At 35.1% G+C, this 12,215-nt stretch carries 14 protein-coding genes; 10 read left to right on the forward strand and 4 right to left on the reverse strand.

Features of this window, described 5'->3' with window-relative positions:
• The first annotated feature begins 20 nt into the window (after window positions 1-20).
• Together DMB68_RS21590 and hemL are read left to right on the forward strand one after the other, a co-directional pair.
• Window positions 21-248, forward strand: coding sequence for a hypothetical protein (locus DMB68_RS21590; protein WP_110348697.1), 228 nt, complete (start codon window positions 21-23; stop codon window positions 246-248).
• Between the two features lie 75 nt (window positions 249-323).
• Window positions 324-1,610, forward strand: a complete 1,287-nt coding sequence (gene hemL / locus DMB68_RS21595) for a glutamate-1-semialdehyde 2,1-aminomutase (protein WP_110348698.1) — start codon at window positions 324-326, stop codon at window positions 1,608-1,610.
• 55 nt (window positions 1,611-1,665) lie between these two features.
• Here hemL and DMB68_RS23700 read toward each other — a convergent pair whose 3' ends face one another.
• Entirely contained in the window at window positions 1,666-2,403 is a 738-nt protein-coding gene (locus DMB68_RS23700; protein WP_231131715.1) for a hypothetical protein, read from the reverse strand.
• Between the two features lie 159 nt (window positions 2,404-2,562).
• Window positions 2,563-3,018: a hypothetical protein gene (locus DMB68_RS21605; RefSeq protein ID WP_110348699.1), complete on the reverse strand. Its 456-nt coding sequence runs from the start codon at window positions 3,016-3,018 to the stop codon at window positions 2,563-2,565.
• Between the two features lie 385 nt (window positions 3,019-3,403).
• Here DMB68_RS21605 and DMB68_RS21615 point away from each other — a divergent pair, with 385 nt between their 5' ends.
• From DMB68_RS21615 to DMB68_RS21650, 8 genes are all read left to right on the forward strand, one after another.
• Window positions 3,404-4,876 carry an MFS transporter gene (locus tag DMB68_RS21615; protein WP_110348742.1) on the forward strand — a complete coding sequence of 491 codons (1,473 nt, stop codon included), beginning with the start codon at window positions 3,404-3,406 and terminating at the stop codon, window positions 4,874-4,876.
• Between the two features lie 228 nt (window positions 4,877-5,104).
• The gene (locus DMB68_RS21620; protein ID WP_110348701.1) at window positions 5,105-6,154 is read left to right on the forward strand and encodes an MFS transporter; all 1,050 of its coding nucleotides are present in this window, start codon (window positions 5,105-5,107) and stop codon (window positions 6,152-6,154) included.
• Between the two features lie 23 nt (window positions 6,155-6,177).
• Window positions 6,178-8,394, forward strand: a complete 2,217-nt coding sequence (locus tag DMB68_RS21625) for a molybdopterin oxidoreductase family protein (protein WP_110348702.1) — start codon at window positions 6,178-6,180, stop codon at window positions 8,392-8,394.
• 19 nt (window positions 8,395-8,413) lie between these two features.
• Window positions 8,414-8,983: a 4Fe-4S dicluster domain-containing protein gene (locus DMB68_RS21630; protein ID WP_110348703.1), complete on the forward strand. Its 570-nt coding sequence runs from the start codon at window positions 8,414-8,416 to the stop codon at window positions 8,981-8,983.
• An 11-nt stretch (window positions 8,984-8,994) separates the two neighbouring features.
• Window positions 8,995-9,507: a QcrA and Rieske domain-containing protein gene (locus DMB68_RS21635; RefSeq protein WP_110348704.1), complete on the forward strand. Its 513-nt coding sequence runs from the start codon at window positions 8,995-8,997 to the stop codon at window positions 9,505-9,507.
• A gap of 19 nt (window positions 9,508-9,526) precedes the next feature.
• Window positions 9,527-9,772 carry a DUF6755 family protein gene (locus DMB68_RS21640; RefSeq protein WP_110348705.1) on the forward strand — a complete coding sequence of 82 codons (246 nt, stop codon included), beginning with the start codon at window positions 9,527-9,529 and terminating at the stop codon, window positions 9,770-9,772.
• A 34-nt stretch (window positions 9,773-9,806) separates the two neighbouring features.
• Window positions 9,807-10,832, forward strand: coding sequence for a 2-hydroxyacid dehydrogenase (locus DMB68_RS21645; RefSeq protein ID WP_110348706.1), 1,026 nt, complete (start codon window positions 9,807-9,809; stop codon window positions 10,830-10,832).
• 108 nt (window positions 10,833-10,940) lie between these two features.
• A complete protein-coding gene (locus DMB68_RS21650) occupies window positions 10,941-11,537 on the forward strand; it encodes a hypothetical protein (protein ID WP_110348743.1) in 597 nt (198 codons plus the stop codon).
• A 46-nt stretch (window positions 11,538-11,583) separates the two neighbouring features.
• Here DMB68_RS21650 and DMB68_RS21655 read toward each other — a convergent pair whose 3' ends face one another.
• Entirely contained in the window at window positions 11,584-11,889 is a 306-nt protein-coding gene (locus tag DMB68_RS21655; RefSeq protein ID WP_110348707.1) for a type II toxin-antitoxin system RelE/ParE family toxin, read from the reverse strand.
• A complete protein-coding gene (locus DMB68_RS21660; RefSeq protein WP_110348708.1) occupies window positions 11,874-12,107 on the reverse strand; it encodes a hypothetical protein in 234 nt (77 codons plus the stop codon). Before DMB68_RS21660 ends, DMB68_RS21655 begins: the two co-directional genes overlap by 16 nt.
• Between the last annotated feature and the right edge of the window lie 108 nt (window positions 12,108-12,215).

Consider the following 12,215-nt stretch of genomic DNA (forward strand, 5'->3'; position numbering starts at 1 on the left):
TTGTTAATTGTAAATTATTAATGAATAAGAAAATTTCAATCTGTACTCTTATTTTAGCATTAACTTTAAGTGCTAGACTCTTCTGTGGAGTTTATATTCATGATGAATTTGCAGAGAGTCATTTCTTCATAAAACACAAACCGACTTGGAAATGGGAATTTTATTCTCCTCAGGGAATGTCAGACTTAAAATTTGAAGACCTTTCAAAAGAAAAACAAATCGAACAAAATATTTTAATGAATATATAAAAGATAAAGAGCTTAGTTTGTGATTTAAAATCTAATAATCTAAGAAGTCTAAAGATCTAATAATCTAAAAAAAAAATGATTTATAAAAGAAGTAGTCAGCTTTTTGCTGAAGCAGAAAAAGTAATTCCGGGAGGCGTAAATTCACCGGTAAGAGCATTTAAAGCAGTTGGAGGAACTCCGATTTTTGTAAAAAGTGCCAAAGGTGCTTATTTGTATGATGAAGATGGAAATAAATTAATAGATTATATCAATTCCTGGGGGCCAATGGTTTTAGGTCATGCCTATCAACCGGTTGTAGATGCGGTAATCGAAAAAGCAAAGCTAGGAACTTCATTTGGAATGCCGACAGAACTGGAAACCGAAATTGCAGCTTTGGCTGTTTCGATGGTTCCGAATATCGATAAAATTCGTTTTGTGAATTCTGGAACAGAAGCTTGTATGAGCGCTATTCGTCTGGCTCGCGGGTTTACAAAAAGAGATAAAATTGTAAAATTCGCAGGATGTTATCACGGACATTCTGATTCTTTTTTGATTCAGGCGGGAAGTGGAGCTGTAACTTTTGGTTCTCCAAACAGCCCTGGAGTTACAGAAGGAACTGCAAAAGATACGTTATTGGCAAAATACAATGATTTAGAGAATGTAAAAACGTTAATTGAAGCTAATAAAGGCGAAATTGCAGTAATTATCATCGAAGCAGTTGCCGGAAACATGGGTTGTATTCCACCTCAAAAAGGTTTCCTGGAAGGGTTAAGAGAATTATGTACAGCAAATGGAATCTTATTGATTTTTGATGAGGTAATGACAGGTTTCCGTTTAGCTCGCGGAGGAGTTCAGGAATTGTATAATATCAATGCTGATATTGTGACTTTCGGAAAAGTAATCGGTGGTGGATTACCGGTTGGTGCTTTTGCTGCCCGTGAAGAAATTATGAATCATTTAGCCCCCCTTGGTCCGGTGTATCAGGCTGGAACATTATCCGGAAATCCTTTGGCAATGGCTGCAGGATTAGCAATGTTACAAGCTTTAAATAATGATGCTGAAATATTTACACGTTTAGAAGAAAAGACGGCTTATTTAGAAGCAGGAATCAATAGGGTTTTAAAAGCGAATAATGTTGTTTTTACTATCAATAGAGTAGGTTCTATGATTTCGGTACATTTTGACGCAAATCCGGTAACCGATTTTCAAACGGCTGCAAAAGGAGATAACGAAACCTTCAGAAAATTCTTCCACGGTTTATTACAGGAAGGGGTTTATATTGCTCCTTCGGCATACGAAACATGGTTTATTACGGATGCTTTAACTTATGAAGATTTAGATTTTACGATTAATGCGATTGATAAGGTTTCGAAAACATTTTAGTAATTTATTATAAAATATAAAAAAAGCTTCAGGTTGATTCCTGAAGCTTTTTGAATTATTTTTTATCCTTTTTGTGTTCTTTCATTTTGTCTTTGTGCTCTTTTTGAATTGCAGTCCATTTTTTATACTGATCTGCATTTAGAATTGATTTCATTTTAGCATCATAAGCTTTATGATCTTCTTCCATCTGTTTTTTCATGGCAGTTTTTTCGGCATCAGTTGGTTGTTTGTCGCCTCTGCTTTTTTTCAGCATTGCCATTTTTGTACTTTTGTCAGATAAAAGTTCGCTGATTTGTTTTTGCTGATTAACACTTAAGTTTAAATCAGTTGATAGTTTTAGCAAATGTGCCGCATCGCGCTCCTGCTGACTTTTAAAATCACCTCTATGATGATCTTTTCCTTTGTGACCTTTATGGTCTTTTTTCAGAGCTGTCCATTTTGCATATTGATCAGCATTTAGTATTGCTTTTACTTTTGCATCTGTAGCTTCTTTTTCGGCTTTCATTTCTTTTTTAAAAGCTTGTCTTTCTTCAGTAGTAGGTTTTGTTTTCTTGTCTTTTTTTGCATCTTTAAATTTTTCTGCTTTAGCTCTTTTTTCTGCTAAAAGCTGTTTGAACTGTTCTTGTTGTTTTTTATCCAAACTTAATTCAGAAGTTAATTTTTGTAAATGCTTCTCACTACGTTGCTCCGGAGTTAACTTTTCTTTTTGGTCATGTGCCGTTTTCTGATTGGTTTCTTGTGCAAAACTTACTATTCCTACGAACAATAAAGCTGCGATAAATAATTTTTTCATAAGTCATTTTTTTTAGGTTTATAGGAATTAGACATTATCTTGTTTGTTAAGTTTAAGGCACTCAGCAGGTTTATCTTTTATTTAACAGAAACTACTAAGGAAAGTATAAATGGTTACGAAATGAAAAAGAGACCCGAAAGTCCCTTTTTTATAATAAATTTAATCGTTATTTCCTCTGTATTCTCTCATTCTGTCTCTCGCCTTATCTTTATTTTCTTCCTGATTTTTTTTCCATTTGGTGTATTGGTCGGCAGTTAATATCCCTTTCATTTTAGCATCATTTGCATCTGCTTCAGCTGTCATTTCTTTTCTCAGGGTTTCTCTCTGTTCAGGGGTTAGTTTTATACCTTTCTCTCTTTGCTCTTTTCTGGCTTCTCTTAGTTTTTCAGTTTTAGCACTTCTTTCTGCAATCAGTTGTTTTACCTGTTCTTGCTGTTTTGCGTCTAAAGTCAGATCTGTAGTTAATTTTTTCAGTTGTCTTTCATTTCGCTGTTCAGGTGTTAATCGCTCTCTTTGCTCACGGGCTGGTCTTTGATCCATATCACCACCATCTCCATCTTGTGCGAAACTTGTTATTCCAACGAATAGTAAAGCCGCAATAAGTAATTTTTTCATGATTTGTTTTTTATTGGTTTATGGATATAAGACAAAGAATAAAATAAAAGGTTTAATTATTTAACACAATTTTATTTTTTTATTTATTTGTAAGCTGCTCATGTTGCCTTTTTGTGGGTGTATTGGTTTTTTTGTGAATAATATAATAATTTCTACAGATGCCTGATTTTCTTCAAATATGATTTTAAATGCTTTAATAAAATAATTGTAATTGTCGTTTAATCCCTCAGTATTTATTTTAAAAGAAGAAAAATTCCATTTCGTTAGATTTTTTTTATCTAAAATGAATCTGAATTTTATAAGGATCAAATAAAAAATGATAAAGATCATACTTTGCTGTAAAAGAACTGTTTATCTTTATGATGAGATTAAATTTTTAAAATTTATGAGCAATTTATCACAATCACACCGAATATTATTTTTAAACACACTTGCTTTTGCAGTTTGTTTTGCCTGTTGGACTTTAAACGGGGTATTGGTTACTTTTTTAACTGATCAGAAAATATTCGACTGGAATGTAGTTCAGATAGGCTGGCTCTTAGGAATACCTGTACTTACTGGTTCACTTATGCGATTGCCAATGGGAATATTAACTGATAAATTTGGAGGTAGGATAGTATATTCCGCATTGCTTATTTTGGCTTCGATTCCTTTATTTTTATTGCCATTTGCGACTAATTTCTGGATGTTTGCCTTGTTGAGTTTCTTATTCGGAATGGTGGGGACCAGTTTTGCTGTCGGAGTAGCTTATACTTCGCTTTGGTATCCAAAAGAATGGCAGGGACGTGCCCTTGGTATCTTCGGAATGGGGACTGCAGGGGCTTCTATTACACCATTTATAGCACCTAGTCTATTGAAAAACTTTTCAGAATCTGATCCTGTAAATGGCTGGAAATATCTGCCAGTAATTTATGGCTCAGCTTTATTGATTATGGGAGTTGTCTTTATTCTTTTTTCAAAAGCAAAAAAAATAGATGCAAAACCAAAATCGGTAGCAGAACTTTTACAGCCGCTTAAAGAAGTGCGTGTGTGGCGTTTTGGAACCTATTATTTTTTACTGTTTGGTTCTTTTGTTTCCTTCTCTCAATGGTTGCTGCCTAATTTTATGAATGTGTATCATACGAGTTTAATTTTGGGAGGTTTGTTTACCACTTGTTTTAGTTTGCCTGCAGGTGTTATTCGTGCCTTTGGCGGATTTTTATCGGATAAATTTGGTGCCCGAAAAGTAATGTATTGGGTACTCAGCTCTTCAGTAGCATTAAGTTTCCTGCTATTGTTTCCTAAAATGGATATCACAACGTCAGGAAGTGGTTTATTGGCTGGGAATGCTGGAACAGTAACAGAAGTGTCTCCATCAAAAGTGGTTATCGGAAAAAAAGAATATCCGATAATTCAAAAAGATCTTAAGGCAAAGCACAGTAATTATTTGCCGTCTAAAACAAGCTGGCAGGAAATCGTGGTTGCCGAAAATCAAAAAGTACAGAAAAAAGAACTGATTGCCGACGGAATTACCCAAATTCATTTTGAGGCAAATATGTGGATCTATTTGATTTTGGTCATTCTGATAGGTTCCTGTTGGGGAATTGGCTCAGCTGCAGTTTACAAACATATTCCGGAATATTTCCCTACTCAGGTAGGTGTAATCGGAGGAATGGTAGGAATGATTGGCGGTTTAGGAGGTTTTATAGGTCCAATCGTTTTTGGATACCTGCTTTCATTTACCGGCTTCTGGACGAGTTCATGGCTTTTTATTTTTGCATTATCGATCATTTGCCTGATTTGGATGCATAATGTAATTGTAAAAATGACCAGAGAGAAATTACCTGAATTTGCAAAAGACATAGACCGAAAAGAATAAACTACGTATTTTATTATAAGTAGAAATTGAGCAATTTCGTTGCTTCTTGATTTTAAACATTCTAAATTAGAGACATTATAACATTTTTAAGCATTATTGTGTTTGAAAAATATACTTATGTATTTTTACTTAGTTTCTCTTTGTTTAATTTTACCCCCTAAGAAAATGGCTCTTTTAAATCTAAAAAAATAGAGGATATAATATAAGTGCGTATTTAATACGATCAGGATGAAAAACAGAACTTTTAATACTAAAGCATTACTCATTGCCACAATACTTTCAATATTTATGATCGTATTGGTTTTCTATGGGTCAAGAAAATTGCAGAATTTTGATGCAGCACTAATTACCTATCTCTTCGGGACTGTGTTTGCTTTTTTTGGGATTGTGTATCGCTATACCGTTTGGCTGCAGCGGCCTCCAACATGGATTTATTTTAAAAGAGGAATTACCTTCTTATTTACAGGAAAAGTATTCTCTCATTTTTGGTTTGCATCGAAAGAAACTATAGAAAATATTGCTTTTCAGAAGTTTATTTATCCAAGAGGAAAATACCGCTGGATGGCGCATTTTATGATTGCAATAGGATGTACTTCGGCTTTTTTAATCACAATTCCGCTTACGTTTGGCTGGATTCATTTTACGATGGCTCCAAATAGTATTTCTGTTTATGAGGCGCATTTTTTTGGTTTCAAAGTGATGGATTTTGAACTGGGTTCTATCATGGCATTCCTGACATTTCATGCACTGAACTGGTCTTCTTATCTGGTAATTTTTGGATCCTTATATTATTTAAGAAGACGATTAACCAATCCCGGATTAATCGCTACCCAGACTTTTGAAGGTGATTTGCTGCCGCTTATTTTATTGATTGCTATTTCGGTTACAGGATTAGGGCTGACTTATTCCTATCAGTTTATGAAAGGTTTTGCTTTTGACTTTTTGGCGGTACTCCATGCTGTTACGGTAATTATGTTTTTGATCTGGATTCCGTTCGGGAAGTTTTTTCACATTATTCAGCGGCCGGCACAAATTGGTGCACATATCTACAATAAGGAAGGAAGAAAGAAAGGAATGGCAGTTTGTCCGCACACAGGAGAAGAGTTCGCTACAAAACTGCACATTGACGATCTTAAAATAGTGACCAAAGAATTAGGTTTTGATTTTTCGATGGAAGACGGAAGTTCACACCTTGATTTAAGTCCCGAAGGAAAAAGATCCCGATTGGCCCAGGCACACTTGAGAGCAAGACAGGCTGGCGGAAATTTATTTGGATAATTTTTAAAAGAAAAATATAAAACATGGCAAAGTTACCTGTTTCAGAAGAAAATATAGTTGCACTGTTTGGGCCGCATAAAAATTATAGTCCAAAGGAAGGTTATGAAGGAAGAGACGAACCCGATGAACTGGTTAAAACCCATTGCTGCTTTTGCGGAATGCAGTGTGGAATCCAATTATCTGTAAAAGATAATAAAGTAGTAGGATTTGAACCATGGATGGAATTTCCTTTCAACGAGGGCAGACTTTGTCCAAAAGGAGTTCAGCGATATTTACAAAACAATCATCCCGACAGACTTTTGAGTCCGTTAAAAAGAGTAGAAGGTCAGGGATTTGTACCCACTTCCTGGGATGATGCGATGGAGAAAACGGTTTCAGAAATAAAACGCATTCAGGAAACCTATGGCAACGATGCTTTCTCGATGCTTTCGGGAGTTTCATTAACCAATGAAAAAAGTTATCTGGTGGGGAAATTTGCCAGAGTCGCTTTAAAAACAAAAAATCTGGATTATAACGGCCGTTTGTGTATGGTAAGTGCAGGAGCCGGAAATAAAAAAGCATTTGGACTGGACAGAGGTTCTAATAATTATTCTGATCTTGAATATGCTGAGGTAATTATTGTGGCGGGAGCCAATATCAGCGAAACATTTCCAACCTTAACCCATTGGATCTGGAAAGCAAGGGACAGAGGTGCAAAACTGATTGTAATTGATCCAAGAATAATTCCGCTGGCAAGAACGGCAGACATTCATTTGGATGTACGTCCGGGAACTGATTCGGCGTTGTATGGTGCCATGTTAAAATATTTGGCAGACCACGATATGCTGGATCATGATTTTATAGATAATCATACTTCGGGTTTTCAGGAAACTTTAGACGCTGTAAAAGATAACACACTGGAATGGGCGGAAGAAGTTACCGGAATCAAAAAAGAAAAAATACAACAAGCCGCTGAATTATGGGGTAAAGCCAATACAAGTTTTCTATTACATGCAAGAGGAATCGAACATCATTCAAAAGGAGTAGATAATGTTTTGGGCTGTATCAATTTGGTTTTGGCAACTGGAAGAATTGGAAAACCATATTGTGGTTATGCAACGATTACGGGACAAGGAAACGGACAAGGAGGAAGAGAGCACGGTCATAAGTGCGATCAATTACCTGGAAACAGGGACATCGAAAATCCGGAACACCGTAAATATATTTCAGAAGTTTGGGGAATTAATGAGAAAGATTTACCCGGAAAAGGTTTATCCGCTTATGAAATTATCGAAGCCATTCACAGAGGAGAAATAAAAGGTTTATTATCCATTTGTTTTAATCCATTGGTTTCGTTGCCAAACAGTAATTACGTCCGTGAAGCTTTAGAAAAATTAGAATTTTATGTTTGTATTGATTTCTTTTTAAACGAAACAGCCCGTCATGCCGATATTGTTTTAGCAGGTTCTTTGCAGGAAGAAGAAGAAGGCACAACGACTTCTGCTGAAGGAAGGGTTATTCGTATTCGTCAGGCAGTTACGCCTCCGGGTGATGCCAGAACAGACACTTCTATTATTTTGGAAATAGCCAAACGTTTGGGAGTGAAAGACAAATTTACGTATGAAAACAGTGAAGCGATTTTTAATGAATTGCGTGTTGCATCAAAAGGAGGAACAGCCGACTACTACGGAATAACCTATAAAAGAGTGGAAGATGAAATGGGTGTTTTTTGGCCTTGTCCAACAATAGGACATCCGGGAACACCGCGTTTGTGGGAAGACAGAAAGTTTAAAACACCCGATGGGAAAGCACATTTTAATCCCGCCCCATATAAGCTTCCGGGTGAAGTTACTGATGAGCATTATCCGGTAATTTTAACAACGGGTCGTGTGGTTTCTCAATATTTGAGTGGAACACAAACCCGTAGAATCGGAAAGTTAGTAGATCAGTTTCCGGAGCCTTTGTTAGAAATTCATCCTAATATGGCTAAACTATACGGTATTAAGCAAAGGGAATTAGTACGGGTTTCAACCAGAAGGGGAGAAGGTATTTTTCCGGCTAATATTGTAGAGACTATAAGGGAAGATACCGTATTTATTCCATACCATTGGTCAGGAAAAAAATCAGCAAATCAATTGACCCCTGGAACTTTGGATCCAATTTCAAAAATACCGGAATTTAAAGTTTGTGCCTGTCATTTGGAACCGCTTAATGAAATAGCGCCTCCAGCAAGTGAATCAAAAGCATATGCCAGTATTTAATCTATAAAAAACGAATTAAATGAATTATACCAGTTTTAATACAAACGAAGAATTTTTTGTAGACATGCAACGCTGTATTGGCTGTAAAGCTTGTGAATTGGCCTGTGCTGAATGCGAGACTAATGGTCAGGAATCAATGATACACGTTAATTATGTAGATCGTGCTGCTACCGTACAAACAACGGTTCAGGTGTGTATGCATTGCGAAGACCCTGTTTGTGCAAATGTCTGTCCGGCAGATGCAATATCCCAGGACGAATTCGGAATCGTGCATACAGCCAATACCGAAAGATGTATCGGGTGTTCGAATTGTGTGATGGCCTGTCCTTTTGGTGTGCCTAAAAAAGAAGAAAATTACGATCTGATGATGAAGTGTACCATGTGTTACGACAGAACCAGCGTAGGCAAAAAACCAATGTGTGCTACCGTTTGCCCAAGTGGAGCTTTGTTTTATGGTACAAGAGATGAAATTCAGGAAATGCGTCCTAACAGTACTCCTGTAAACAGTTTCATCTTTGGGAAAGAAACAGTGAATACTAAGGTGAACATTATGATGCCTAAAGGAAGTACTGAACTAATAATTTATTAAAGAATACACCCATGTCTAAAGAGGATAATTTAAATAAGAACTGGAAAAAAGATTTTCCTATTGAAAAACAGCTGGCAACAAGTGTAAGCCGACGAGATTTCGCAAAATTTCTTACTTTAGTTTCCGGAGGATTAATGGTAGGCAGTGGTTTAGTTGCTGCCAAAGCTTATATTTATCCAAAAGAAGAACTTGATGGAGAACATTTTGTATGTAAAAAACACGAAGTCCCGGTAGGAGGAACCCGTGCTTTTGTAATCGAAGGAAGTACAATTCCGTATATATTAATTCATTTGGAAAATGGTGAATTTATGGCTTATGAGCAAAAATGTACCCATCTTTCCTGCTCTGTTTTTTACAAACCTGGAACCGGAATAATTCATTGCCCATGCCATGAAGGTTCTTTTGATGCCAAAACTGGTGACGTTTTAGCAGGACCTCCGCCAAGAGCTTTGCCGAAATTGGATGTTTTTTTTAAAGATGATGCTGTTTATGTTAAGGCAGCAAAGGAAGATAAACTAGTATAAAACATTAAAATAAATCAGTATGAGTAATTTTAGAAGAAGTCAGAATCAATCCAATCCTAATAAACTGAATGCTATTCTTTCATCATTAATTTGTATCTTAATCCTCAATGTCAGTATTCAGATTTGGCTGTTATATGCGTCGCTGAACAATGCTTTAGATAACAATAAAGAAATTCTTATTCCTGCATTTGTTGCTTCTTTAATATTGTTTTTGATAGGCTTTAGCTGGCTTTATTATTTGCCTAAAGGAAATTTTAAAAAATGATCCCTAATAAATCAAAATTTTAAAACAATTAATGATGAGCTTAAATTCTATTTACAACCAAAAAAAGATTGCTTTTTTTTCTACCCAGCCGTATGATAAAACTTTCTTCAATAAATACAACGATGAATTTAGCTATCAATTGGATTATTTTGAAACCCAGCTGAATCCGCAAACGGTAATTCTGATCGAGAATGCAACAATTGTCTGTGTTTTTGTAAATGACATTGTCAATGAAGAAGTCATCAGACAACTGGCAGAAAAAAACGTAAAAATTATTGCGTTGCGTTGTGCAGGGTTTAACAACGTCGATTTAGAAGCGGCTAAAAAATACAATCTAAAAGTTTGCCGTGTTCCTGCTTATTCGCCTCAGGCAGTTGCCGAACATGCTATGGCCATGATTTTAACCTTAAATAGAAAAACACACAAAGCCTACAATCGCGTTCGAGAACAAAATTTCGCCTTAAACGGTTTACTAGGTTTTGACTTATTCGGAAAAACAATCGGAATCATCGGAACCGGAAATATCGGGAAAGCTTTTGCTAAAATTGCTTTAGGTTTTGGCTGTAAAGTATTGGCGTATGATATTGTAGAAAATGATGAAATGATCAAAGACGGAGTCTCTTTTGTAACCTTAGAAAAGATTTTCAAAACGAGTGATATCATTTCGCTGCATTGTCCGCTGAACGATCAAACAAAGCATGTGATCAATAAAGATTCCATTGCTTTGATGAAAGAACATGTCATGATTATCAACACCAGCCGAGGAGGACTAATTGAAACGGCTTGTGTAATTGAAGGTTTGAAACAAGGAAAGATTGGCTATCTAGGGATCGATGTTTACGAACAGGAAGAAAAACTGTTTTTCAAAGATTTATCAGAAGATATTATTCAAGACGATGCGATCCAGCGTTTAATGAGTTTTCCAAATGTTTTGGTTACAGCACATCAGGCATTTTTTACCAATGAAGCTTTAACACAGATCGCTTTGGTCACTTTCAATAATATAAAATCATTGTTGACAGATAATGATATTAAAAATAAAGGGGCGTTATTAGTTTAAAATTTAAATACATTTTCAGACCCGACAAGTTTTAAAAGCCTGTCGGGTTTATTTTTGTCGAATATTTTTTGTAATTTAAGTCATAATATGAATTTAAAAAGCAGAATTATGAAACGTATAATTTTAATTCTAATCGGAATTTCAACATTATATTCCTGTCAAAACAAAGACCATAAAAAAAATATCATTAAAACGATTGTTCAGGATACCTTATCAAAAACAATTGGCGGTACAGCAGATGTAAGTGATGCTCCTCCCAAAGATGATAAAGCAGTCGAATTGATTCGGAAGCAATTGCATGTTTTATTAAAAAAAGATCTTCCGACACTAACAAAAGAAGAACGCTATTTCTACTACGAAGCTTTCGATTTAAATAACGATCAGAAAAACGAATATTTTGTAGGCTTCTCAAATTCCTATTTCTGCGGAAGCGGAGGTTGTTCAGGATATATTTTAAATAATGACGGAAGCCTAATTAATAGATTCTCAGTTACTGATTTTCCAATTTATGTCACTATAACACCAACTGAAAAGTTTTATGATTTAATCATGGAAAGCAGCGGAAAGCTTCATCATATAAAATTCAGCAATGGAAAATATCCTTCAAATCCTTCAGTTCAGCACGAACATAAAGGAAAGGTTCCGAAAGAGAGCTCTAAGATTTTAGATATTCAGGGGAAGAAATTGGAGAGGTATTCGTTTTAATATTAATAATATACCCGACAAGTTTTAAAAAAATAGGTCGGGTTATTTATTTCTGTAATATTTTAGAAATTGTTTTTGGATTTCTGCGATTATCCCAAAATGCTATTACAATTAATTCACGTGAAGTTGTTTTATAAAAAATATTATAGTGTCCTAATGTTGAAACCCGGATATCAGGAAAACTTGTTGTAATGTATATTTCAGGATTATTCACTAAAAATTGGACTCTTTCGGAAATTTCAGCAAGTAGTTTTTTCGAATAAGTTGCAGATTTATTTCTTTCCTTCCAATAAAGTAATATTTTTCTTCGTTGAACAACAGCGGTTTTAGTCCAAACTATTTTGACAGCCATTCCAAATCTTCTTTGTCTAAATCCTCATGAGAAATAACTCTGCCATATTTGATATCTTCTTCACTTTCCTTTAGCATATCCAATTCATATTGTTCGAATTTATAAACTTCCGAAGTATCTGCATTTTTCAGAATGCTTCTAATTTTTTCAAGTAAACTTACGTCCTCAATATTTTTGAGTTTGTCAAATATTTCTAGTTTAATTTCTAAAGTGTTCATGAGTGTAATTTTAAATAATTTAAACTTACGTAAAGTTAATAAAAAACCCGACAGATTTTTAAAATCTGTCGGGTTTGAAATATTATAAAATCCAATTTTGGAATATTC

The organism is Flavobacterium hydrophilum, assembly GCF_003202405.1.
Lineage (GTDB): Bacteria > Bacteroidota > Bacteroidia > Flavobacteriales > Flavobacteriaceae > Flavobacterium > Flavobacterium hydrophilum.